Genomic DNA, 24346 nt, shown 5'->3' on the forward strand with positions numbered 1-24346 from the left:
CCGCCGTCACTGCCCGGGCCGGGCCCGTACCGCTCAGCCCACCGACGAGTACGCCACCACGCCGCGCAGCACACCGTCCATGGCCCGGCGGGCCGTACGCGCCACCGAGCCGCCGGGCGGGGCCGCCGCCGCGATCTGGCCGAGGATGTCGACCAGCTGCTTGCACCAGCGGACGAAGTCGCCGGCGGGCATCTCCGCCTCGCGTAGCACCTCGTCGAGGCCGAAACCGGACGCCCAGCGGTACGCGGCCCAGGCGAAGCCGAGGTCCGGCTCGCGCTGGCCGACGCCCTCCGCCTGGTTGATCTTGTGGTCCTCCTCCAGGGCGTCCAGCCGCCCCCAGATACGGACCATCTCCCCCAGCGCGTCCCGGGCCTTGCCGGCCGGCAGCTTGGGCGCCACCGCGTCGTCCGCCTGCCGCGCCTCGTACACCAGCGCCGAGGCACAGGCCGCCAGCTCCGCCGGGCCGAGCCCCTCCCAGACGCCGTCGCGCAGGCACTCGCTCGCCAGCAGATCCAGCTCGCCGTAGAGCCGGGCCAGCCGGCGGCCCTCGTCGGTGACCGTGTCGCCCTCGAGGTAGTCCAGCTCGGTCAGCAGCGCGCAGATCCGGTCGAAGGTACGGGCGATGGTGTTCGTCCGTCCCTCGATCCTGCGCTCCAACTGCCGGGTGTCACGGGCCAGTCGGTGATAGCGCTCCGCCCAGCGGGCGTGGTCCTCCCGCTCGGCACAGCCATGGCAGGGATGCGCACGGATCGCCGTACGCAGCCGGGCGATCTCGCGGTCGTCGGCCGCCTCCGAGCGGGGCTTGCGATGCCGCGACGGCACGATGTGGCCGGCCTTCGTCCGCAGCGCGGAGGCCAGATCGCGGCGCGACTGCGGGCTGCGGGCGTTGAACGACTTGGGGATCCGCATCCGGTCCAGCGCCTCGACCGGCACCGGGAAGTCCATCGAGGCCAGCCGCTTGACCTGCCGCTCGGCGGTCAGCACCAGCGGCCGGGGGCCGTCCTGGGCATCGAAGCCGCGATGGCCGTTGGTCCGTCCCGAGGGCATGCCCGGGTCGAGGACCAGCGCAAGGCCCGCGTACTTGCCGGTCGGCACATGGATGACATCGCCGGGCTTCAGCTTCTCCAGCGCCGCCGCGGCCGCCACCCGCCGCTGCGCCGCGCCCTGCTTGGCCAGCTCCGTCTCCCGCTCCTTCAACTCCCGCCGCAGCCGGGAGTACTCCTCGAAATCGCCGAGATGGCAGGTCATCGAGCCGCGGTAGCCCTCCAGCCCCTCCTCGTTCTTCTGCACCTGACGCGAGATGCCGACCACCGACTTGTCGGCCTGGAACTGCGCGAAGGACATCTCCAGCAGCTCCCGCGAACGGTGCCTGCCGAACTGCGAGACGAGGTTGACCGCCATGTTGTACGACGGCTTGAAGGACGACCGCAGCGGATACGTACGGGTCCCCGCGAGGCCGGCCAGCGCGCCCGGATTCATCCCCCGCTGCCACAGCACCACGGCGTGGCCCTCGACGTCGATACCGCGGCGCCCGGCCCGGCCGGTGAGCTGGGTGTACTCGCCCGGGGTGATGTCGGCGTGCTGTTCGCCGTTCCACTTGACGAGCTTTTCCAACACCACCGACCGCGCGGGCATGTTGATGCCCAGCGCCAGCGTCTCGGTGGCGAAGACGGCCTTGACCAGACCCTTGACGAACAGCTCCTCGACGACCTCCTTGAAGGTCGGCAGCATCCCGGCGTGGTGCGCCGCGATGCCCCGCTCCAGGCCCTCCAGCCACTCGAAGTAGCCCAGCACCTGGAGGTCGTCGTCCGGGATACCGGCCGTCCGCGCCTCGACTATGCGACGGACCTGTTCGCGGCCCTCCTGGTCGTTGAGCCGCAGACCCGAAGCCAGGCACTGCTGAACGGCGGCCTCGCAGCCGGCGCGGCTGAAGATGAAGGTGATCGCGGGCAGCAGGCCTTCGTTGTCGAGGCGGTCGATGACCTCGGGCCGGCTCGGTGTCCAGATCCGGGCCCGCTGCCGCCGCTCGCGCTCGCGGTCCGCCTCGCGCATATTGCGGCCCCGGCGCTTGTCCCGGCCGAACGTCGGCCGGCTGTTCTCCATCCGGGCCAGCCGCTCCAGGTCGGGGTTGACCTCACGGCGGCCGCCGCTCTGCCCGTCCCGCTCCTCGAAGAGGTCGTATATCCGACGGCCCGCGAGCACGTGCTGCCACAGCGGCACGGGGCGGTGCTCGGCAACGATCACGGCGGTGTCACCGCGGACCGTGTCCAGCCAGTCGCCGAACTCCTCGGCGTTGGAGACCGTGGCCGACAGTGACACCAGCGTCACCGATTCGGGAAGGTGGATGATCACCTCTTCCCAAACAGCCCCACGGAAGCGGTCGGAGAGGTAATGCACCTCGTCCATCACCACATGGCCGAGCCCGACCAGCGACTGCGAGCCCGAATACAGCATGTTCCGCAGCACTTCGGTGGTCATCACGATCACCGGCGCCTCGGAGTTGACGCTGTTGTCACCGGTCAGCAGGCCGACCTTGTCGGCACCGTAACGCTTGGCCAGATCCTGGTACTTCTGGTTGGACAGCGCCTTGATGGGTGTGGTGTAGAAGCATTTGCGGCCCTGTTCCAGGGCCAGGTGGACGGCGAATTCGCCCACGATCGTCTTACCGGATCCGGTGGGAGCCGCGACCAGCACGCCCTTCCCGGCCTCCAGGGCCTTGCACGCCTCGACCTGGAACGGATCCAGATCGAAGTCGTACATCTCTCGGAAAGGGGCGAGTGCGGTGGCCTGCTCGGCCGCCCGGAGCTTGGCGGCGGCATAGCGCTCAGCAGGGGACATGTCCTCGGTCATCGTGCTTACGAGCCTACCGGCCACCTCTGACAACGACCCGATCTTTATGCGGGGCCTTTACCGAGCACCGCGCGCGCCCGGCCCGGCCACCGCGACAAGCCGAACGGCCCCCGGCTCACCGAGCACAGGGGCCGTCAGCAACGTCGTTCACCACACGTCACACCGGGTCACGAGCCATCACGTCACGTCGTCGAACCCACCACGCCGGTGCGACGCCCCATCCGACGGATCACCGCTCGCCTGCTCCGGCAGCATCCGCCCGGACGCGACCGGCTCGATCTCCCCGACCTCGCCCGGCGTCAGATCGAGCACGGAAGCCTCGTCGTCACTCAGCCCCGCATCCGGATTGCCGAGCTTGCGGCGCCGGTCGTTGAACAGACAGATCCCGGCGGCACCGAAGTACAGCACCACGATCGGCGCGGCCAGCAGGCCCATGGTCAGCGGGTCACCGGTCGGCGTGGCCAGCGCCGCGAAGACCGTGATGCCCAGCACCATGAACCGCCACCAGCTCATGATCCGGCCGCCGGTGAGCACCCCGCCGAAGTTGAGCAGCACCAGCAGCAGCGGCAGCTCGAAGGCGACACCGAACACCAGCACCATGCGCGTGACGATGTCGAGGAACTCATCGGCCGGGAAGAGGTTGGCCCATTCACTGGGCGTCAGCCCGACCAGCGCACCCGCGGTGGTCGGCAGCACCGCGTACGCGAGATAGGCACCGGCGAGGAAGAGCGGCGCGCCGGCCCCGACGAAGCTCAGCGCGTACTTCTTCTCGTGCTTGTGCAGACCCGGCGCGAGGAAGGCCCAGAGCTGGTAGAGCCACACCGGGCTGGCAAGGACCATGCCGGTGGTGAGGGAGAGCTTGAGCATGATCGTGAACGGTGCGAGCAGACCGTTCGCGGTGATCTCGGCGCACGGATGAGTGCGCGGACCGGCCGCGGCAGTGCCCTTGGGGCAGCCGACCGCGTCGATCACCGGACCCGTGATGAAGTGGGCGATCGCCGGGTACTGCCACATCGCGATGATGGTGACCACACCGATCGCCAGCACCGACTTCAGCAGCCGGTTGCGCAGCTCACGCAGATGCGCCGCGAGCGGCATCCGCCCCTCGGGGTCCTTCTCCTGCTTGCGGGCAGACTTGAGCAACCCACTTCCTCGTCTCGTGCAGCAGCCGTTGCCGACCGGGCCGGTGCGAATCGACCGGGCCGGTGCGACTGGATCGGTTCGGGTCAGCTCTGGTGGGTGCTCTTCTGCTCGGCCACGGGGCGCGAGCTGCTCACATCACCGGGAGCCGCCTGAATCGTACGAGGGGCCTGCTGGGCAGCGGCGTCGGAGGGAGCCTCGGACGTCGTGCCCGCGGCACCGCCTTCCGCGTCGCCGTCCTTCTTCATCGCCTTGGCCTCGCTCTTGAGGATACGAGCGGACTTGCCGAGCGAACGCGCCATGTCCGGGAGCTTCTTCGCTCCGAACAGCAGCACGATGACGACGAGAATCAGAATGATCTCGGGGGCCCTCAGGTTGCTGAGCATGTGCGACTACCTTCTCGCCGGGGCGGCGTCGTCTGTGGTGCCTGCCGATGGGGTCGGACTGGCGTCCTGGTGCTAACTCGATCGTAACGTTCGGTGGTGAACGCCGGGCAATCCCCTTGCATACTCCCGATTGCCCCGACCGCCGCGCTGTCTGAACCGCGGATGCAGCGTACCTCTCGGCCCGCCGCGAGCGCAGAGTGCCGCAGTCGCCCGGCGACAACTCAGTCCCTGCCGACCTCGTGCATCCGGGAGGCGAGCGGCGTCGCGGCCCGCTCAAGATCCTCGGCGGCCCGCTGGATCCGCTCCGATGTCGCACCGACCTGACGGGCCAGCCGCCGCACTTCGACGAAGACGCGGACGGCGAGGACGCCGAGCACGGCGATCCCGACGAAGCCGAGGGCGATTGCGATCATGGGCCAGAGCATGGGACGAGCCTATCGGTCGGCCGGGACGGCCCGATCAGCCTGTGTGCAGCCGCAGCGTGCGGACCCCGCCGCCGGTGAGCAGCTCGATGATCCGCTCGCCGGCCGGCTTGCGCACCGCGCGGCGGCAGTCGGGGCAGGTGAAGGAGTAGAAGGTGGTGCGGCTGCTGGCTCCGATCGCCAGCCGGAAGGCGTCCGAGGCCAGTTCGAAGCGGCCCCGGCAGTCCGGGCAGGCCGCCTTGAAGAGCACCGGCGCGCTCATGCCCGCCAGGGTGGTGGTCGCCATCGTGGTCGTCATCCTTCGCTGCCTCCTCCTTCTCGGTACGGTCTTCCCCCTGCGGTCGACGGGCGTCCCGCTCCCTACGGAGAACGGGACGCCCCGCGTGCTGCCCGATGCTCCGGGCCTACTCCCCGTATGCCGCGAGTGCCTGGTCGGCGGCCTCCCGCGCACTGTCCGCGAGCGCCTGCGGCGCCACGATCCGGCCGTCCCGGCCCAGGCGCAGCGCCAGCCGCCGCAGCGAGGCCGGGTCGGGGGTGCGCAGGGTGATGCGCAGTCCGCCGTCGGGGAGTTCCTCGGCGCTGTCGTGCGGGTAGTACTCGGCGACCCAGCGGCCGCCGGGTCCGACCTCGATCGAGACCTCGGGATCCTCGGCCGCGGGCTGCACCAGGCCCTCCGACAGATCACGCAGTTCGACCGGCGGCGGGTCGGCGGGCGCGTCCAGCAGCTTGATTTCGGCGACCCGGTCGAGCCGGAAGGTGCGCCGAGCCTCGGAGAGCCGGCACCACGCCTCCATATAGGTGTGGCCGACGGCGAAGAGCCGGATGGGGTCGACCTCGCGCTCGGTCAGCTCGTCGCGGGCCGGCGAGTAGTAGCGCAGCCACAGCCGGCGCCGCTCGGCGATGGCGCGGTCCACGTCGGCGAACACCCCGCCCTCGGACTCGAAGGTCACCGAGAGCCGGGAGCTGGCGCCGGCCGCCTCACCGGCCGCCGCCTCCAGCTTGGCGGTGGCGCGCAGCAGCGCCTGCCGGTCGCCCTCGCGCAGACCGGGCAGGGTGGCCACCGCGCGGGCCGCCACCAGCAGGGCGGTGGCCTCGTCGGCGGCCAGCCGCAGCGGCTCGGCGACATCGTCGGGGTTGTGCCACCAGATGCGGTCGCCGTCGGTGTCGATGTCCAGCAGGTCGCCGCCGCGGAAGCTCGTACCGCACATCGGCAGTACGTCGAGGTCGGCGATCAGCTCGTCCTCAGTGATGCCGAAGGCGCGGGCGACGTCGCCGACGCGGGCGCCGGGGCGCTCGCGCAGATAGGTCACCAGGGACAGCATCCGGCGGGTCTGGTCGATCGCGTTCGTCGCCATGGGTCTCGTATCCCTCTCAGCCCTTGGCCACGGCGCGCAGCCGGTCGATGACATCGGCACGCAGTTCCGCGGGTTCCAGTACGACCACGTCCGGCCCGAACTCCACGAGCCAGGCGTCGAGTCCGTGACCGTTGGGGATCTCCAGCTCGTCCCAGCCGTCGCCCAGGTCGCGGACGGTGAGCGCACGGGCCCGCAGCGGATAGCCGTGCTCGGCACGGAGCTTGATCCTCGCGGTGCCGGTGGCGGTCTCCCCCGCCCAGCTCTCCACGGTCTCGCGGACGGTGACGTGATCGGGCACCGGCGCGGTGAACTTCCCTTGCCGGGAACGGACCTTGCCGGTGATCCGGGAGAGCCGGAAGACCCGCTCCGCCTTGCGGTCGCGGTCCCAGCCGGCGACGTACCAGTGGCCGCGCCAGCACTCCAGGATCCATGGCTCGACCTGCCGCTGCTCGGGGTGGGCGGCAGTGGACTTGCGGTAGTCGAAGACGACCGGGCGGCGGTCGCGGCAGGCCAGCATCAGCGGCTCGAAGGCGGCTTCGTGGGCGGGGATGCGGGGTTCGAGCGCGCTGTGCGGCTGCCCGGCGTCGTAGTCCGCGCCGTCCGCGGCCAGCGGCATCCCGGCCGCGCGCAGCTTCTGCAGCGCGCCGGAGGCGGCGCCGGCCAGCCGCGCCTGCTGCCAGATCTTGGCGGCCAGCCCGAGGGCGGCGGCCTCCTCGGCGTCCAGGGTGATCGGTGGGAGACGGTTGCTGTCGCGGCGGGCGAGGTAGCCGATGTCGCCGTCGATGCCCTCGACGGTCGCGATGACCAGCCCGAGCTCGCGCAGATCGTCCTTGTCCCGCTCGAACATGCGGTTGAAGGAGTCGTCGCTGCTGGCCTCGATATAGGCCTCGATGGACGACCTGAGCTCGCGTTTCGTCAGCGGGCGTCGCGTCCCCAGCAGGCACAGCGCCAGATTCATCAGCCGCTCGGCCTTGGCAATGGCCATCGACGCCCTTTCTCGTAGAACTCCCGATCGTTGACCGTACCGCTCGGGGTGCGTGCGGCAAAGCCGAGGGCCCGTGCCATCGCGGCACGGGCCCCGTACATCAGCTGCGGTCTCCGGGGGAGACCCGCGGTCGCCTCAGACGGCGATCAGGTCGCAGACGAAGATCAGCGTCTCGCCCGGGGCGATCCGGCCGCCGCCGGCGCCGCGGTCGCCGTACGCGAGGTGCGCGGGGATGGTGAGCCGGCGGCGGCCGCCGACCTTCATGCCCTGCACGCCCTGGTCCCAGCCGGCGATGACCTGACCGGCGCCCAGCTGGAACTCCAGCGGGTTGCCGCGGTTCCAGCTGGCGTCGAACTCCTCGCCCGTGCTGAAGGCGACGCCGACGTAGTGGACCTTGACGAAGTCCCCCGCCTTGGCGACCGGCCCGTCGCCCTCCTTCAGGTCCACGATCTCGAGCTCGGTGGGAGCCGGGCCCTCAGGAAAGTCGATCTCGGGCTTGTCGATGCTCACGAATGTGCTCCTACTTACGAATCTTTACGATTACCCGGCCAGTCTGGCAGATCTTGCAGGCTCCGCAGGTCAGACCGTGCCGACGATGTCGACCGAGAACACCAGGGTGTTCTTGGCCAGCTCGTGCTGCGGGTTCGGGCCGTAGGCCAGCTTCGGCGGGATCACGATCTCGACCCGGTCACCGACGTGCTTGCCGACCAAGGCCTTGTCCCAGCCCTGGACGACCTGCCCGGTGCCGATCTGGAACGCGGTCGCGCCACCGTGGTCCCAGGACGAGTCGAACTTCTTGCCGTCCTCCCACTTCACACCGGTGTACTGCGCGATCAACCCTTCGCCGGCCTTCACCTCGGGGCCCTTGCCCTTGATCAGGATCTGCTCCTCCAGGCCCTTGGGGGCCTTCTCGCCCTTGGGGACGGTGATCTGCGCGGCCTTCTCGTCCACGGCCTTCACCTCGGGCATACCGCTCTCCGGCGCCGCCTGCGTGCCCTCGGCCTTCGCCTTCTTGTCGACCTTCTTGGCGCCGACCACATCCACGACCCAGACCAGGCCGTCCTCGGGCTTGATGCCGGACTGCGGGTTCAGGCCCTCGCCGATCAGCGCCTTGGCGGTGCCCTCGACCTCGAAGCGGCTGCCGACCTTCTGCCCGGCCACCGCGGACATCACCTTCGGCGGCAGCATCTGCTGCGTCATCTGGTCGGTGACCTCGCTGACGACCTGGGTGCGCGGCGCCCCCGGCTTGGTACCGGGCTGCGGCGTCCAGCTGCCGCCGAGGTTCTGGCCCTTCATCGTCTGCGCCGCGAAGTCCAGCCGGACCAGATCGCCCTTCTTGACCGTTGCGCCGTCGCCCTTGATGAGGGTCTTGGTGACGGCCGTGTCGGAGGGCTTGGCCCCCTTCGGCACCGTGATCTTGGGCTTCTCCCCTGCCTTGCCCTCGACCTTGACGACGCCTTCGCCCGACGAGCCCTTGTCGTCGTCGGACCCGCATGCGGCGGTGAACAGCAGGATGGGCACGGTCAGCGCAGCAGCCGCGGCGCGACGGGTGTTCTTCGTGAGGTTCATCAGTCCAACTCGGGCTCGTGGGGTGGGTGGGCAATGCCCGCCACTCTACGACCTGACCCGTCCGACGTTTCCTGGTGCAACACAGCAATGTGCCGGGAGTGTCTCGCTCCCGGCACACTGCTATTCCCCGCGGGTCACATCCCGGCGATCAGCTTCTCCACCCTGTCGTCCACGGAACGGAACGGGTCCTTGCACAGGACCGTGCGCTGCGCCTGGTCATTGAGCTTGAGGTGCACCCAGTCGACCGTAAAATCGCGGCGCTGCTCCTGAGCCCGGCGAATGAAGTCGCCGCGCAGCCTGGCCCGAGTGGTCTGCGGCGGCACCGACTTGCCCTCGAAGATCTTCAAGTCATTGCAGATCCGCGCCGCTTGGCCCTTCCGCTCCAGGAGGTAGTAAAGCCCCCGGCGGCGGTGGATGTCGTGATACGCGAGGTCTATCTGCGCCACTCTCGGGTGGGACATGGTGATGTTGTTCTTTGTGCGGTATCGCTCGATGAGCTGATGTTTCATCACCCAGTCGATCTCGGTGGAGATACGGTCGAGCTGCTCGTCCCGGATCGCCTCGAGCGTACGGCCCCACAGTTCCAGGACCTTCTCGACGGTGCCGGTGCGGATTCCGCGGCGGTCGCAGAAATCCACGGCCTTTTCGTAGTACTCCTGCTGGACTTCGAGCGCCGATGCCTCGCGCCCGCTGGCCAGCCGCACCTTGCGCTGGCCGGTGATGTCATGGCTGACCTCGCGGATGGCCCGGATCGGGTTCTCCAGCGTCAGATCGCGCATGACCGTGCCCGCCTCGATCATGCGCAGCACAAGATCGGTGGCGCCGACCTTGAGCATCATGGTCGTCTCGGACATGTTGGAGTCACCGACGATGACGTGCAGCCGGCGGTATCGCTCGGCGTCCGCATGCGGCTCGTCCCGGGTGTTGATGATCGGACGGGAACGGGTCGTCGCCGAGGAGACGCCCTCCCAGATGTGCTCCGCCCGCTGGCTGACGCAGTAGACCGCGCCCCGCGGGGTCTGCAGCACCTTGCCCGCGCCGCACAGCAGCTGGCGGGTGACGAGGAACGGAATGAGGATGTCCGCGAGCCGGGAGAACTCGCCGTGGCGGGCGACGAGGTAATTCTCGTGGCAGCCGTAGGAGTTTCCCGCCGAATCGGTGTTGTTCTTGAAGAGATAGACGTCGCCCGCGATTCCCTCCTCATGCAGGCGGCGCTCGGCGTCGACGAGCAGGCCTTCGAGAATGCGCTCACCGGCCTTGTCGTGGGTGACCAGCTCGGTCACGTTGTCGCACTCGGGAGTTGCGTATTCCGGGTGCGAACCCACGTCCAAGTACAGGCGGGCGCCGTTCCGCAGGAAGACATTGCTGCTGCGGCCCCATGACACGACACGGCGGAAGAGGTAGCGCGCCACTTCGTCAGGCGACAGTCGGCGCTGTCCCCTGAACGTGCACGTGACGCCGTACTCGTTCTCCAGCCCGAAAATGCGGCGGTCCATGACTGAACATTACGCCTGATGGCCTGCTCTGAAACCGGGTTCGACAGCCCCGTTTCGATCATTTTCCGCCGGGGCCGCATCGCCCTTACGCTGCACGGGATCCCCGAGAAATCGCTTCGTCGACAAAAGGACGAGCAGCGCGGCGAGACCACCGGCACCGGCCACCGCAAACCCCGCGGCCGCGCCGCCGCCCTCCACCGCCGGACCGACCACCGAGGCGCCCACCGCCGATCCGACGCCGAAGGTCGTCACCAGCCACGAAAACGCCTCCGTCACCGTGCCCTTGGGCGCGTGCCGGTCCACGACCACGAACGCGCAGGCCAGCGCCGGTGCGAGGAACACACCCGCGACACCGGTCAGCGCCGTCATCCCGGCCACACCGGGCGCCAGCGCCAGCGGCAGATACCCCAGCGCCAGCAGAGCGATGAGCAGCCTCAGCCGGCTCTCCGGCCGCCCCGGCCACTCACGGGCGCCATAGACGATGCCGCCGGCCAGCGCACCGACGCCGAGCGCGGAGAGCAGATAGCTGGAGACCATCCCACTGCCGTGCTCATCGGCGTACGCCACCGCCGTGACCGCTATCGACCCCAGCGCCAGCCCCACGAAGAAGAACGCGCCGAGCAGCACCAGCAGGCCGGCCGAGCGCAACGCACCCAGCCAGTGTGCCTCGCGCGGTCCGCTGCGCCACTGCCGGGACGGTTCGGAGACGACGACGGAGAGCGCGCCGAGCACCCCGATCAGGTTGATCACCAGCAGCGCGCCCCGCTCCGACCAGGCCGCCACGCACAGCGTCACCAGCAACGGCCCCACCGCGAACATGACTTCCTGCGCGACCGCGTCCAGCGCGTAGGCGGCGTGCACCCGGTCCGCGCGCTTGAGGACCCCGGGCCACAGTGCCCGCAGTCCGCCCTCCAGGGGCGGGGTGAAGAAGCCGGCGATCACCATGGCGGCGTAGGCGAGCCAGAGCACATCCAGGCCGACGGCGGCGAGCAGCGCCATCCCCAGGGCGGAGAGCACCGAGGCGGGCAGCATCACCCGCGGCTGGCCGTGGAGGTCCACGGCCCGGCCGAGCAGCGGCTGGCCCACGGCGTTGCAGACGCCGTAGACCGCGGCGAGCACGCCGGCCAGCCCGTAGCTGCCGCCCTCGGCGCGGACGAAGAGGACCACGGCCAGCGGCGCGGTGGCGTTCGGCAGCCTGCCGACCAGCGTCCCCGCCAGCAGCCGGGCCGCGTGCCGGGTTCTGAGCAGCTCCGCATATCCCGCGGCCATCCTTGCCCCTTTCGGTCCGGACCGGCCGGACGTGTTACGTATAACCTTCGTCGTTATACGTACCATGACGGCAACCCGCGGTCCACCCCGCAACGGCCGAACGCGAGGAGCGAAACACCCGGTGACCCACAACGAGGCCACGACACCCCCCGGTGCAAGCACCGGCTCCACCGGAGCGGCTGGCGCCGCGCACCCTGGTAGGCCGGCCGCCGCCCGCGCCACCAGCCGGGACGTGGCCCGCGCCGCCGGGGTCTCACAGGCTGCCGTCTCGCTCGTCCTGGGCGACAAATGGCGCGGCCGGGTCTCCCCCGCCAAGGCCGAGGCCGTCCGCGCCGCCGCCCGTGAGCTGGGCTACCGGCCCAACCTCGCCGCCCGCAGCCTGCGGATGGGCCGCACCCGCACCGCGCTCCTCGTGGTCCCCGCCCTGACCACCGAATTCTTCGCCCGGGTCTACACCGGCGCGGCCCGGATCGCCGCCGACCACGGCTTCGGGGTGGTCCTCTACCCCTCCCCCGAGGGCATCGGCCCGGCCCGCGACCCCTTCGACTCCGCCGCGGCCACCCTGGACGGCGTGATCGCCTCCTCCATGGCCGCCGAGGCGCTCACCGCGCTGCGCGCCGCCGGCCTGCCCCTGGTCATGCTGGACAGCGACCCGGACGACGACTGGGCCACCGCCACCGTCAACCTCGATATCGCCGACGGTGTACGGGAGTTGACCGGCCATCTGATCGCCCTCGGCCATCGCCGCATCACCCATCTCGCGGCCGATGTGCACTCCTGGACCTTCGACGTACGGGCCCACGCCGTCACCGCGGCGCTCGACGGCGTCCCCGGCGCGCTGCTGCGCCGGCAGCCGGCCGCCCTGAGCGTCGACGCCGGGCTGCGCGCCGCGCATACCGCCCTGACCGGCCCCGGCCCCCGCCCCACGGCGCTGCTCTGCGACGACGACATCATCGCCGCGGGCGCCTGCAAGGCCGTACGCCGTCTCGGCCTGCGGGTCCCCGAGGACATCTCCGTCACCGGATTCGACGATCTGGCGCTGGCGGTCGCCGTCGAACCGGAGCTGACGACCGTACGACTGCCCGCCGAGGAGTTCGGCGAGGCCGGGATGCGGGCCCTGATGGCAGCGCTCGACGGCCGCCCGGCCGAGGCCACGACCCTGCCGGTGGAACTGGTCACCCGCGGCTCCACCGCCCCGCCGCCCGACGCCCCCGGCAACGCCGCGCGCCCCGGCGGGCAGTGACCCACCGGGGCGCGCGATACGGGCATCCGGCCCGAAGCGGTATGTCGGAAGCGGTATGTCAGAGCAGGGGGCCCGACTCCTCGTCGGAGTCGTCCTTACCGGCAGCGCCCTTGCCGTTGGTTCCCTTGTCGCCGGCTTCCTTGGCGGTCGTGCCCTCGTCCGAGGCCCCGGTCTCCGCGGCGCCGTCGCCCGCCTCCGCGTCCGCCGCCGGCTCCTCGGCGCCCGCATCGCTGTGCCCGTCCAGCAGCCGGGACAGCTGCCCGCCCAGGATCCGCTTGAACTTGCGCTGCTGCGGCCGCGTACGGTCCAGCGTCGCGACCTCCAGCTGCTCGGCGGTCAGCGTGCGCTCGCCACCGTTGTTGTCGCGCGACAGCGACTCCACGGCCAGCTTCAGCGCCTCGGACAGCGTCATACCGTCGCGGTGGCGCTGGTCGAGATAGCTGCTGATCTGGTCGGCATTGCCACCGACGGCCACCGAGCCGTGCTCGTCGACGATCGAACCGTCGTGCGGCAGCCGGTAGATCTGGTCGTCCTCCGGGGCATTGCCGACCTCGGCGACGATCAGCTCGACCTCGTACGGCTTCTCCGCGGCGCTGGAGAAGATCGTGCCGAGCGTCTGAGCATAGACATTCGCCAGGCCGCGCGCGGTCACGTCCTCGCGGTCGTAGGTGTAACCCCGCAGATCGGCATAGCGCACGCCACCGATCCGCAGATTCTCGAACTCGTTGTATTTACCGACCGCCGCAAAGGCGATCCGGTCATAGATCTCGCTGACCTTGTGCAGGGCGCGGGAGGGATTCTCGGCGACGAAGACCACGCCGTCGGTGTACTGCAGCACCACGACACTGCGGCCGCGCGCGATGCCCTTACGGGCGTACTCGGCGCGATCGGCCATGGCCTGCTGGGGTGAGACATAGAACGGCGTCGACACCGGCTATCCGTCCCTTCCTGTCAAAAGCTCTCTCACTGGCGTGGGGCACCCCCAGCGGTGGCCGGGGGAGCAATGGCGGAACATCCGTCCCGTCAGAGCAGCGCGGCACGCGGGCCGTCGGGCTGCACGAGTCGGCGCTCATGAATGGCACGGGCGATCTCCGAGACCTCGGCCTCGGTCAGCTTCCTGTAGCCGTCCTCGGTGATCACCGTGACGATCGGGTAGATCCGCCGCGCCATATCGGGCCCACCGGTCGCCGAGTCGTCATCAGCGGCGTCATAGAGCGCCTGGACGACGGCGGTGGCGGCCTGATTCTCCGTGAAGTTCTCCTGGAAGAGCTTCTTCAGAGCGCTGCGCGCGAAGACCGAGCCGGAACCGGTCGCCGCGAAGCCGTGCTCCTCGGAACGACCGCCGGTCACGTCGTACGAGAAGATGCGGCCCTTGTCACGGTCGAGGTCGAAGCCGGCGAACAACGGCACCACGGCCAGGCCCTGCATGGCCATCCCGAGGTTGCTGCGAATCATCGTCGACAGACGATTCGCCTTGCCCTCCAAGGAGAGTTGGGCACCCTCGACCTTCTCGAAGTGCTCCAGCTCCAGCTGGAAAAGCTTGACCATCTCCACCGCGAGACCGGCCGTCCCCGCGATGCCGACCGCCGAATACTCGTCGGCCGGGAAAACCTTCTCGATATCGCGCTGCGCAATGACATTGCCCATCGTCGCCCGCCGGTCACCGGCGAGCACCACGCCCCCGGGGAACGTCGCGGCGACGATCGTCGTGCCGTGCGGCGCCTCGATGGCGCCCTGCACCGGCGGCAACGGGCGGTTGCCCGGCAGTAGATCGGGCGAGTGCTCGCCGAGGAAATCCATGAACGACGAGGAGCCAGGCGTCAGGAAGGCAGCTGGTAGACGCCCGGTGCTACGAGTGTTGGCTTCCACGCGTTTCCTTCCGGATATGCGGCCGCCCGCCTCAAGACGTCCGGCCGATCCTTGAATTGACCCAGGGCTGCGTTGCAGCTGAAGCACAGTACGCCTCGGACCTTACCCGTCTCCCGGCCGTGATCCACATGTCGGGGACCCGGCGAGAAACAGATCGGGCCGCCACCGCCCCTTACCTTGCGGCCGACCGAACGCCGTGCGCGGCAATTCCTCTCCCCACCGCGCACAGCGCTTCGGCCGCCACAGAAGACGGGCATGCCCGTTTTGGTGCTTACTGCCCGCCTTTTTGCACAAATGAGCGCACGAAATCCTCGGCGTTCTCTTCGAGGACGTCGTCGATTTCGTCCAGCACCGAATCCACGTCGTCCGACAACTTCTCCTGGCGCTCCTTGAGGTCTTCCGAGGCCTGCGCGTCCTGCGTCTGCTCCTCGACCTCTTCGGTGGAACGCGTGGCCTTCGCCTGTCCGCCGCCGCTGTCCTTGGTCGCCATATCCCTCACCCCGCTCGGTTCGCCCCGCTCGATGTGACCTTCAAGATCCGACCCTACAAGCAGGGTCCGACATCGGCCCTGCACTTGCTGCAACGCCCGGGAGTCACCTCGATGATTCCCGCACCGCGACAATTTCAGCCGCCGATCGGCTGTGGATCGCCGCGAATTCTGTCGTGCACCTGCCGTGGATCAGCGGCCGGACAGCGTCCTCACCAGCTCCTCTGCGGTACGACAGCGGTCCAGGAGCTCCTTGACGTGCTTACGGGTTCCGCGCAGCGGCTCCAGCGTGGGGACCCGTTGCAGGGAGTCACGACCAGGCAGATCGAAGATGACCGAATCCCATGAGGCGGCCGCGACATCGTCCGCGTACTGCTCCAGGCAGCGACCGCGGAAGTACGCCCTGGTGTCCTCAGGAGGCTTCTGCTGGGCCCGCTCGACGTCGGGCTCCTCCAGGAGCCGCTTCATCTTGCCCCGGGCCGCCAGACGGTTGTACAGGCCCTTCTCGGGGCGTACGTCGGCGTACTGCAGGTCGATGAGGTGCAGCCGCGCCGCGTCCCAGTCCAGGCCGTCGCGGCGGCGGTAGCCCTCCATGAGCTCGCGCTTGGCGACCCAGTCCAGCTCGCCCGACAGGCTCATCGGGTCGTTCTCCAGCCGCCCCAGCACGTCCTCCCACCTGGTCAGGACGTCCTTGGTCTGCTCGTCCGCATCCGCTCCGTAACGGTCCTCGACGTATTTGCGGGCCAGCTCGAAGTACTCCATTTGGAGCTGTACGGCGGTGAGCGTGCGGCCGCTGCGGAGCGTGATCAGACGTTGCAGAGTGGGGTCGTGCGAGACCTGATGGAGGGTGCGGACGGGCTGGTCGATGGCCAGGTCGACGGCGATGAAGCCGTCCTCGATCATGGAGAGCACCAGGGAGGTGGTGCCCAGCTTCAGGTAGGTCGAGATCTCGGAGAGGTTCGCATCGCCGATGATCACGTGCAGCCGGCGGTACTTCTCCGCGTCCGCGTGCGGTTCGTCGCGGGTGTTGATGATCGGCCGCTTGAGCGTCGTCTCCAGGCCGACCTCCACCTCGAAGTAGTCGGCGCGCTGGCTGAGCTGGAAGCCGTGCTCGTGGCCGTCCTGGCCGATACCGACCCGGCCGGCGCCGGTGACCACCTGCCGGGAGACGAAGAACGGTGTCAGATGCCGCACGATGTCCGAGAAGGGGGTCTCCCGCTTCATCAGGTAGTTCTCGTGCGTGCCGTAGGACGCGCCCTTGTTGTCGGTGTTGTTCTTGTAGAGATGGATGGGCTGGGCGCCGGGTACCTGGGCGGCCCGCTCGGCGGCCTCGGCCATGATCCGCTCGCCGGCCTTGTCCCACAGGACCGCGTCACGCGGATTGGTGACCTCGGGGGCGCTGTACTCGGGGTGTGCGTGGTCGACGTAGAGCCTGGCGCCATTGGTGAGGATCACGTTGGCCAGGCCGATGTCCTCGTCCGTGAGCTGGCTGGCGTCCGCATTTTCGCGCGAGAGATCGAAGCCGCGGGCGTCCCGCAGCGGGTTCTCCTCCTCGAAATCCCAGCGGGCACGACGTGCCCGGTGCATCGCGGCCGCGTAGGCGTTGACTACCTGGGACGAGGTGAGCATGGCATTGGCGTTCGGGTGGCCGGGGACGGAGATCCCGTACTCCGTCTCGATTCCCATTACTCGCCGTACGGTCATGCGGCCCTCCTTGCCCGGCGGCGCCCCCGGATGGGGTCGGCGCTCAAGTACCGCTGTGCTTCCGGTCCGTGCGCGTGCCCCACGCCCGCACAGCGTGACGCAGCGGTACCGAAGAGCCTAGAACGCCTTTGCGGCGCTGGGGAGATCATTACAGTCATTGCTCCAGTCCGGTTTTCCCTGGTCCATCGCGCCCTTAATGGGGGCGGCCGAGCCGCCCCCGGAAAAGCGTCCGGCTGCGGACGCCCCGTGCAGGACATCCGCAGCCGGAGAGCGGTGTTACAGGTATTGGCCGGTATTCGCCACTGTGTCGATGGAGCGACCGGTGTCCGCGCCCTGCTTTCCGGTGACGAGGGTGCGGATGTATACGATCCGCTCGCCCTTCTTTCCGGAGATCCGGGCCCAGTCGTCCGGGTTGGTGGTGTTCGGCAGGTCCTCGTTCTCCTTGAACTCGTCCACGCATGCCTGGAGGAGGTGGGAGACCCGCAGACCCTTCTGATTGTGTTCGAGGAAGGCCTTGATGGCCATCTTCTTTGCTCGTCCTACAATGTTTTCGATCATCGCACCGGAGTTGAAGTCCTTGAAGTAAAGGACTTCCTTGTCACCATTGGCGTAGGTGACCTCCAGGAAGCGATTCTCCTCGGATTCCGCATACATCTGCTCGACGACCGACTGGATCATTCCGCTGACCGCGGCCTTGCGCGATTCGCCGTGTTCGGCGAGATCGTCGGAGTGCAGCGGGAGCCGTTCCGTGAGGTACTTCGAGAAGATGTCCTTGGCGGCCTCCGCGTCCGGGCGCTCGATCTTGATTTTCACGTCGAGACGGCCGGGGCGCAGGATGGCCGGGTCGATCATGTCCTCGCGGTTCGAGGCGCCGATCACGATCACGTTCTCGAGGCCCTCGACGCCGTCGATCTCGGAGAGCAGCTGGGGGACGATGGTGTTCTCCACGTCCGAGCTGACGCCGGATCCCCGGGTGCGGAAGAGGGAGTCCATCTCGTCGAAGAAGACGATGACGGGGGTGCCCTCGCTCGCCTTTTCCCTGGCGCGCTGGAAGACCAGCCGGATGTGCCGCTCCGTCTCACCGACGTACTTGTTGAGCAGCTCGGGGCCCTTGATGTTGAGGAAGAAGCTCTTCCCCGCGGGCTGCCCGGTCACCTCGGCGACCTTTTTGGCAAGGGAGTTGGCGACCGCCTTGGCGATGAGTGTCTTGCCGCAGCCCGGCGGGCCGTAGAGCAAGACGCCCTTGGGCGGGCGGAGTTCGTGCTCCTTGAAGAGGTCGGGGTAGAGGTACGGAAGCTCGACCGCGTCCCGGATCAGTTCGATCTGGCCGCCCAGACCGCCGATCTTGGTGTAGTCGATGTCCGGGACCTCTTCGAGGACGAGTTCCTCGACCTCGCTCTTCGGGATGACTTCGTAGACATAGCCGGAGCGGGGCTCGAGAAGCAGGGCGTCGCCGGGGCGGATGGTGATGTCCAGCAGCGGCTCGGCGAGCCTCACCACCCGTTCCTCGTCGGTGTGCCCGATGACCAGGGCGCGCTCGCCGTCCTCAAGGATTTCCTTGAGGGTGACGATGTCGCCGGCGCTCTCGAACTTCATGGCTTCGACCACGTTGAGCGCTTCATTGAGCATGACCTCTTGGCCGCGCCTGAGGTCCTCGGTCTCCACGCTCGGGCTGACATTCACCCGGAGTTTTCTGCCTCCGGTGAAAATGTCGACCGTGCCGTCCTCGTTGGTCTGCAGGAAGACACCGAAGCCGGCCGGCGGCTGCGCGAGCCGGTCGACCTCCTCTTTGAGCGCGACGATCTGGTCGCGGGCCTCGCGGAGAGTATTGGCGAGACGCTCGTTCTGTGCCGAGACGCCGGCCAGGTTGGTCTGCAGCTCGACGATCCGCTCTTCGAGAATCCTCGTGTGCCGCGGAGAGTCGGCGAGCTTGCGTCGCAGGACGGCGATCTCCTGCTCGAGATAGGCAACCTGGCCGGCGGGATCTTCAGACCCTCGCCCCGGCCGGATGCCGCGGTTGATGTCGTCGTCGTGGGCTGCCACGGTCCTCACCTCCTCCAAGGAGCTGGACGCTTCCTGACCCTACCTGGGCCGGTGCAGGTTGAAACCCCTAGATCGAAAAGACTGTCGGGGTGTGTCCGATCTTCACCCTTGCGCACGTCCTCACGCCAAGGGAATACCCACCCAACAACATCGGAAAGCGAGCGGTTGTATCGTCGAGTCGGTCAACACCCGTCAGGGCTGGCGCCACTTAGACAAAAACGGTTCACGTACGCAGGAACGGCAGGCGAGATGACCGCGCAGGACGAAGCCCCAGAGCTGGAAGTCTGGATCGACCAGGATCTCTGCACCGGGGACGGCATCTGTGCGCAGTACGCGCCGGAGGTCTTCGAGCTCGACATCGACGGGCTGGCTTATGTGAAGAGCGCCGATGACGAGCTGCTGCAGGACAAGGGGGCCACAACGCCCGTCCCGCTGAAGCTGCTCACCGACGTGCGGGACTCCGCCAAGGAGTGCCCCGGGGACTGCATCCACGTCCGCCGCGTCAGCGACCTCGTCGAGGTGTACGGGCCGGACGCGGAGTAGTCGGCGGGACGCACAGCGCGTCGGCTACCGACACATCGTGTGATGAATCACGCACGCTCGGTGCTCATGGCGGCGGGGAGTTCACTCTGGACGAACTTCCCGTCCTGCCATTGCCACTTGACGCTCTTGTGCACGTCCGGGCAGCAGCGCGGAACGTCGAGCGTGGAGTAGCCCAGGAGCGCCGCGGAGATCGCGCCGTCCTTGACCACCAGGTTCTGGACGCTGAGCCGCTGTGCGGGCGCCAGGAGCGTCGCCACGATCCGAGGTGCGGCTTTGGGGTCGGTCGGCTGCGCCAGGACGTAGACGCCGCTGGGCGGCGTGCCGGTCTCGCTGTGGCAGCGGACCACCGCGACGGTCTCGGTCGTGCCGTCGTGGTCGAGGTCGCCGGAGACCTTCTTCACCACGTCGAGGCGGTTGGGCCCGCAGTCGACCGGAAAGGTCACCTTGGCCGGGTCGGGGGCAGCCACGGAGGAATGGGCCACCCTGACGTCGTGGGAGGTCGTGGCGGTGGCATCGGGGGGCTGGACGAAGGACGCGGCCGCGACGACCGCCGAGAGGGCGGTGGCGGTGGCGAGCCAGTGCATGGGGCGCGGCTGGGTGTGCAAAAGGTCCTGGCCTGCCATGGGCTGCACGCGGGGTAACTCCTGTGAAGTGCTGTGGCGGTGGGAGTGCCCAGCATCGTTCCACAGGAGAGAGCGCCAAGGAACCAGCAGGAGCGGAGTTTCCCGGGGTTTTCCGTGCCGGATCCCGGGGGGAAACGAAGCGGCGCCGCCGGCGGTTCCCCGTACGGGAACTCGTCGGCGGCGCCTGGTGGTTCGGTGGCCGCTGCCGGCCGGTCGTTCCGGCTCGGCGAAGGGGGTCAGCCGCGCTCGGCGGGGCCGCCGTCGGCGGCCGCTGTCTGGTCCTTGCCCGGTCCTGTGTAGTCCTCGCCGTACGCGCCCTTTGCAGGCCGGCGGCGGCGCAGCGGGGGCTCGACGCCGTCCGCGAGCCGGCGGGCGGTCAGCAGGAAGCCGGTGTGGCCGATCATGCGGTGGTCGGGGCGGACGGCGAGGCCCTCGACGTGCCAGGTGCGGACCATGGTCTCCCAGGCCGACGGCTCGTTGAAGGTGCCGTGTTCGCGGATCGCCTCGACGGTGCGGGCCATCTGCGTCGTCGTCGCGACGTAGGCGCAGAGGATGCCGCCGGGGACCAGAGCCTTGGAGACGGCGTCCAGGCACTCCCAGGGGGCCAGCATGTCGAGGATGACCCGGTCGACGTCCGTGTCGGACAGGTTGTCCTGGAGGTCACCGACGGTGAGCGTCCACGCGGGGTGCGGGCCGCCGAAGTAGCGCTCGACGTTCTGCGTGGCGATCTCGGCGAAGTCGGCACGGCGCTCGTAGGAGTGCAGCATGCCGTCGTCGCCGATGGCGCGCAGCAGGAAGCTGCTGAGCGAGCCGGAGCCCACACCCGCCTCGACGACGCGGGCGCCGGGGAAGATGTCGGCCATCGCCAGGATCTGCCCCGCGTCCTTGGGGTAGACCACGGCGGCACCGCGGGGCATGGACAGGACATAGTCGGGGAGCAGCGGGCGCAGCGCGAGGTAGGCGACGTTCCCGGTGGTACGGACAACACTGCCCTCGGGAGCACCGATCAGCTCGTCGTGGGGGAAGGCTCCCTTGTGGGTGTGGAAGCTTTTTCCCTCTTCGAGCGTGAAGGTGTAGTGGCGTCCCTTGGGGTCGGTGAGCTGGACCTGGTCCCCGACCTTGAAGGGCCCGCGACGGCGGGCGGCACCGGTCGGTTCGGACATGTGACCAGCCTACCGGCCCGTTGGGGCGGCGCGGACCAGTGGGCGGTGGCCGGCGGGCCGGGGGCGGCCGCCGACCGTGCCGGGGGGTCAGGCCTTGCGGGCCATGGCGGAGACGAAGGCCCGCTCGACATCGGCGGTGGACAGCACGCCGTAGATCTCACCGGTCTCCTCGACGACGAGGTATTCGGTGGCCGGGGTGGCGCGCAGATATTCCAGGAGGTCCTCGCCGGCCAGTTCGGCGGAGACCCGCATACCGTCCTTGAGGTCCTGGGCGAGGGTGCCGACCGGGACCCAGGGGCGGCGGTGGTCGGGGACACCGACGATGGCGGCCTCGCGGACGAGGGCGGTGGGCCCGCCCTGGCGGTCGACGACGACCAGGGCGCGGGCGCCGGCGTCGTTGGCGCGGCGCAGCGCCTCGGAGAGCGGGGTGTCGCTCTCGACGGGGACGGCGCGCCGGGTGAGGGTGCGGGCCGTGAGGTCGGGGAGGCGTTCGCGCAGCCGGGCCATGCGCAGGCTGTTGCCGGCGCCGGTCCAGATGATCGCGGCGAGGATCGCGGCGAGCAGGGCGTCGGTGAGCGAGTCCGCGCCGCCGATCTCGGGGCGGGCGTTGCCGAGGGCGCCGGTGTGGGTGAGCAGCGGCAGGCCGATGAGGACGGTGACGGCGAGCGCGCGGCCGACCCAGGCGGCGGCGATGGTGCCGGTCATGGGCCTGCCGGTGATCTTCCAGACGACGGCGCGCAGCATCCGGCCGCCGTCCAGGGGCAGACCGGGCAGCAGGTTGAAGATCGCGACGATCAGGTTGGAGATCATCAGGCCGCCGAGCAGCACTCCGGGGACGGTGCCGGGCTCGACCATGTGCATACCGGCGTAGAAGACCCCGGCGAGGGCGAGGGAGAGCAGCGGGCCGACGAAGGCGAGGATGAACTCCCTGCCGGGGGTCTCGGTCTCCTTCTCGATCTCCGAGACGCCGCCGAAGAACTGCAGCTGGATGCGGCGTACGGGGAGCTTGAAGCGGAGCGCGGCGACGGTGTGGGCCAGCTCGTGCACGAGCACCGAGGCGTAGAAGGCGACGGCGAAGAAGAGCGAGACGAGGTAGCGGGCGGCGCCGAGCTCGGGCAGCACGCGCTCCAGTTGGCCGCCGAAGACCCAGGTGATCAGGGCCGCGACGAGAAACCAGCTGGGGGCGACGTAGACGGGTACGCCGAAGGGACGGCCCATCAGGATGCCGCCGCCGCTGCCCTTCTTGCCCGGTGTGGGCGCCTTGGGCCCGTCGGGGTCCTTGGGCGGCTCGGGCGGCTGGGGCCGCACGGACTCCTGGGGGTCCTGCGGCTTCCCGCTGTCGTCCACGGCGTCCCCTCATCGAATACGGCTTTCGCCCCTGCTCGGCCTGTATATCTCGATCATGCAGGGCGAAGGGGTCCGGCGTCGATGGTATGCGGAGTGGATCGGCCCGATATGCCGCGGGGCCCTCACTACTGGTGACCCGTCCGCGCTTGTCAGTGGCGGGCCGTAGGGTTTTGTGCATGGGATGGAGCACGGAAAAGGCCGAGGCGGCCGCGCAGGACGGGCCGGGCGAGCCCGGGGCGGGGGTGCAGGGCGGTGAGCAGGCACGGCCGCCGGTGGCGCTGTCGCCGTCGCGGGCCGGCGATTTCATGCAGTGTCCGCTGCTGTACCGCTTCCGGGTGATCGACAAGCTGCCGGAGAAGCCGAGCGCGGCGGCGACCCGCGGCACGGTCGTGCATGCGGTGCTGGAGCGGCTCTTCGACGCTCCGGCGGCGGAGCGTACGCCGGCCGAGGCACGGGCGATGGTGCCGGGCGCGTGGGAGAAGCTGCTCGCCGAGCGGCCGGAGCTCGCCGAGCTGTTCGCCGACGACGCCGGGGGCGAGCGGCTGGCGACGTGGTTGACGGAGGCCGAGGCGCTGGTGGAGCGGTGGTTCTCGCTGGAGGATCCGACGCGTCTGGAGCCGGCGGAGCGTGAGCTCTATGTGGAGACGGTGCTGGATTCCGGGCTGCGGCTGCGGGGGTTCATCGACCGGGTGGACGTGGCGCCGACGGGCGAGGTGCGGATCGTCGACTACAAGACCGGCAAGGCGCCGCGGCCGCAGTTCGCCGAGGGCGCGCTGTTCCAGATGAAGTTCTATGCGCTGGTGATGTGGCGGCTGCGCGGTGTGGTGCCGCGGCGGCTGCAGCTGGTCTATCTGGGCAGCGGCGATGTGCTGACGTACGACCCGGGCGAGGCCGATCTGCGGGGTGTGGAGCGGAAGTTGCTGGCGCTGTGGGAGGCGATCCAGCTGGCGACGAGGACCGGTGACTGGCGGCCGCGGCCGACCAAGCTGTGCGGCTGGTGCGACCACCAGGCGCACTGTCCGGAATTCGGCGGTACTCCCCCGGTGTATCCGCTGCAGGTGCGCCCGGCGGACGAGGGCGGGGAGCAGCAGGGCAGAATGGGGCAGGTCTAACAAAGGAGAGCTCGTGGCCATCCGCGTCCTGCTGGTCGACGACCAGCCCCTGCTGCGTACGGGATTCCGGATGATTCTGGAGGCGGAGCAGGATCTGGCGGTCGTGGGAGAGGCCGGTGATGGGTTGCAGGCGCTGGAGCAGGTGCGGGCGCTGCAGCCCGATGTGGTGCTGATGGACATCCGGATGCCCCGGATGGACGGCGTCGAGGCGACCCGGCAGATCACCGGTCCGGCGAAGGACGGGCCGGCGAAGGTGCTGGTGCTGACGACCTTCGATCTGGACGAGTATGTCGTCGAGGCGCTGCGGGCCGGGGCCAGCGGCTTTCTGCTGAAGGACGCGCCGGCCGATGAGCTGGTGCAGGCGATCCGGGTGGTGGCGGCGGGCGAGGCGATGCTCGCGCCGAGCATCACGCGTCGGCTGCTGGACAAGTACGCCGGGCATCTGCCGTCGGGCGAGGAGCCGGTACCGGACACTCTGCACACCCTCACGGACCGTGAGGTGGAGGTGCTGAAGCTGGTGGCGCGCGGGCTGTCGAACGCGGAGATCGCCGCGGATCTGTTCGTGAGCGAAACGACCGTCAAAACCCATGTGGGCCATGTGCTGACGAAGCTGGGGCTGCGCGACCGGGTGCAGGCGGCGGTGTACGCGTACGAGAGCGGGCTGGTGCGCCCCGGCGCCCAGTGAGCGGCTGAGCAACGGGCCTTGACGCCCGGTGGACGGACGACGGCGGGGCCGGCCC

General features: G+C 69.4%; 23 protein-coding genes and 1 pseudogene. 4 read left to right on the forward strand and 20 right to left on the reverse strand.

The genetic code is table 11. The annotated features are described in order from the left end of the window. Nucleotides 1-33: 33 nt before the first annotated feature. The 11 genes from KI385_RS10220 to KI385_RS10270 form a co-directional block, all read right to left on the reverse strand. A complete protein-coding gene (locus tag KI385_RS10220) occupies nt 34-2850 on the reverse strand; it encodes a DEAD/DEAH box helicase (RefSeq protein WP_238571877.1) in 2817 nt (938 codons plus the stop codon). A 177-nt stretch (nt 2851-3027) separates the two neighbouring features. Continuing rightward, nucleotides 3028-3993 carry a twin-arginine translocase subunit TatC gene (gene tatC, locus KI385_RS10225; RefSeq protein WP_238571878.1) on the reverse strand — a complete coding sequence of 322 codons (966 nt, stop codon included), beginning with the start codon at nt 3991-3993 and terminating at the stop codon, nt 3028-3030. An 83-nt stretch (nt 3994-4076) separates the two neighbouring features. Continuing rightward, a complete protein-coding gene (gene tatA / locus KI385_RS10230; protein ID WP_128506688.1) occupies nt 4077-4376 on the reverse strand; it encodes a Sec-independent protein translocase subunit TatA in 300 nt (99 codons plus the stop codon). 221 nt (nt 4377-4597) lie between these two features. Next, nucleotides 4598-4801, reverse strand: coding sequence for a hypothetical protein (locus KI385_RS10235; RefSeq protein WP_128506690.1), 204 nt, complete (start codon nt 4799-4801; stop codon nt 4598-4600). A gap of 34 nt (nt 4802-4835) precedes the next feature. Next, on the reverse strand, nt 4836-5096 hold the full coding sequence (locus tag KI385_RS10240; protein ID WP_238571879.1) for a hypothetical protein: 261 nt from the start codon (nt 5094-5096) through the stop codon (nt 4836-4838). Nucleotides 5097-5202: 106 nt separating this feature from the next. Beyond that, the gene (locus KI385_RS10245) at nt 5203-6153 is read right to left on the reverse strand and encodes a helix-turn-helix transcriptional regulator (protein ID WP_238571880.1); all 951 of its coding nucleotides are present in this window, start codon (nt 6151-6153) and stop codon (nt 5203-5205) included. Nucleotides 6154-6169: 16 nt separating this feature from the next. After that, a complete protein-coding gene (locus KI385_RS10250; protein WP_238571881.1) occupies nt 6170-7138 on the reverse strand; it encodes a helix-turn-helix transcriptional regulator in 969 nt (322 codons plus the stop codon). A gap of 135 nt (nt 7139-7273) precedes the next feature. Then, a complete protein-coding gene (locus tag KI385_RS10255; protein WP_128506698.1) occupies nt 7274-7648 on the reverse strand; it encodes an FKBP-type peptidyl-prolyl cis-trans isomerase in 375 nt (124 codons plus the stop codon). Nucleotides 7649-7717: 69 nt separating this feature from the next. After that, the gene (locus KI385_RS10260; protein WP_238571882.1) at nt 7718-8707 is read right to left on the reverse strand and encodes an FKBP-type peptidyl-prolyl cis-trans isomerase; all 990 of its coding nucleotides are present in this window, start codon (nt 8705-8707) and stop codon (nt 7718-7720) included. Nucleotides 8708-8841: 134 nt separating this feature from the next. Further along, nucleotides 8842-10203, reverse strand: a complete 1362-nt coding sequence (gene pafA, locus KI385_RS10265; RefSeq protein WP_128506703.1) for a Pup--protein ligase — start codon at nt 10201-10203, stop codon at nt 8842-8844. 9 nt (nt 10204-10212) lie between these two features. Further along, nucleotides 10213-11472 (reverse strand): MFS transporter, encoded by a 1260-nt coding sequence (locus tag KI385_RS10270; protein WP_238571883.1) that lies wholly within the window; start codon nt 11470-11472, stop codon nt 10213-10215. Nucleotides 11473-11593: 121 nt separating this feature from the next. On the opposite strand from KI385_RS10270, the gene KI385_RS10275 reads away from it, so the two are divergent. Next, nucleotides 11594-12715 carry a LacI family DNA-binding transcriptional regulator gene (locus tag KI385_RS10275; RefSeq protein ID WP_238571884.1) on the forward strand — a complete coding sequence of 374 codons (1122 nt, stop codon included), beginning with the start codon at nt 11594-11596 and terminating at the stop codon, nt 12713-12715. Between the two features lie 58 nt (nt 12716-12773). On the opposite strand, the gene prcA is transcribed toward KI385_RS10275, so the two are convergent. From prcA to arc, 6 genes and pseudogenes are all read right to left on the reverse strand, one after another. Beyond that, complete coding sequence (prcA, locus tag KI385_RS10280) at nt 12774-13646, reverse strand: proteasome subunit alpha (protein ID WP_238571885.1); 873 nt, start codon at nt 13644-13646, stop codon at nt 12774-12776. A gap of 92 nt (nt 13647-13738) precedes the next feature. Continuing rightward, nucleotides 13739-14584, reverse strand: coding sequence for a proteasome subunit beta (gene prcB, locus KI385_RS10285; protein WP_238571886.1), 846 nt, complete (start codon nt 14582-14584; stop codon nt 13739-13741). After that, nucleotides 14536-14718: pseudogene (locus KI385_RS10290) on the reverse strand (endonuclease domain-containing protein); the annotation flags it as partial. The pseudogene KI385_RS10290 and the gene prcB, both read right to left, overlap by 49 nt. Before the next feature lie 137 nt (nt 14719-14855). After that, complete coding sequence (locus KI385_RS10295; protein ID WP_006607619.1) at nt 14856-15074, reverse strand: ubiquitin-like protein Pup; 219 nt, start codon at nt 15072-15074, stop codon at nt 14856-14858. 189 nt (nt 15075-15263) lie between these two features. Beyond that, complete coding sequence (dop, locus tag KI385_RS10300; protein ID WP_342593445.1) at nt 15264-16775, reverse strand: depupylase/deamidase Dop; 1512 nt, start codon at nt 16773-16775, stop codon at nt 15264-15266. A gap of 276 nt (nt 16776-17051) precedes the next feature. After that, nucleotides 17052-18818, reverse strand: coding sequence for a proteasome ATPase (arc, locus tag KI385_RS10305; RefSeq protein ID WP_128506713.1), 1767 nt, complete (start codon nt 18816-18818; stop codon nt 17052-17054). A 249-nt stretch (nt 18819-19067) separates the two neighbouring features. On the opposite strand from arc, the gene KI385_RS10310 reads away from it, so the two are divergent. Continuing rightward, nucleotides 19068-19361 (forward strand): ferredoxin, encoded by a 294-nt coding sequence (locus KI385_RS10310; RefSeq protein ID WP_128506715.1) that lies wholly within the window; start codon nt 19068-19070, stop codon nt 19359-19361. A 47-nt stretch (nt 19362-19408) separates the two neighbouring features. On the opposite strand, the gene KI385_RS10315 is transcribed toward KI385_RS10310, so the two are convergent. The 3 genes from KI385_RS10315 to KI385_RS10325 all read right to left on the reverse strand — a co-directional run bounded on the left by KI385_RS10315 (nt 19409) and on the right by KI385_RS10325 (nt 22494). Then, nucleotides 19409-19984, reverse strand: a complete 576-nt coding sequence (locus KI385_RS10315; RefSeq protein WP_238577646.1) for a hypothetical protein — start codon at nt 19982-19984, stop codon at nt 19409-19411. Nucleotides 19985-20220: 236 nt separating this feature from the next. Next, on the reverse strand, nt 20221-21147 hold the full coding sequence (locus KI385_RS10320; RefSeq protein ID WP_238571887.1) for a tRNA (adenine-N1)-methyltransferase: 927 nt from the start codon (nt 21145-21147) through the stop codon (nt 20221-20223). Between the two features lie 87 nt (nt 21148-21234). Next, nucleotides 21235-22494 carry a site-2 protease family protein gene (locus KI385_RS10325; protein WP_238571888.1) on the reverse strand — a complete coding sequence of 420 codons (1260 nt, stop codon included), beginning with the start codon at nt 22492-22494 and terminating at the stop codon, nt 21235-21237. A 176-nt stretch (nt 22495-22670) separates the two neighbouring features. Between KI385_RS10325 and KI385_RS10330 the strand changes: the two genes are divergently transcribed. After that, nucleotides 22671-23606 (forward strand): RecB family exonuclease, encoded by a 936-nt coding sequence (locus tag KI385_RS10330; protein WP_238571889.1) that lies wholly within the window; start codon nt 22671-22673, stop codon nt 23604-23606. Nucleotides 23607-23619: 13 nt separating this feature from the next. Next, nucleotides 23620-24291, forward strand: a complete 672-nt coding sequence (locus tag KI385_RS10335; protein WP_128506725.1) for a response regulator — start codon at nt 23620-23622, stop codon at nt 24289-24291. The last annotated feature ends 55 nt before the right edge of the window (nt 24292-24346 follow it).

The sequence above is a fragment of the Streptomyces inhibens genome (assembly GCF_022221585.1).
Taxonomy (GTDB): domain Bacteria; phylum Actinomycetota; class Actinomycetes; order Streptomycetales; family Streptomycetaceae; genus Streptomyces; species Streptomyces inhibens.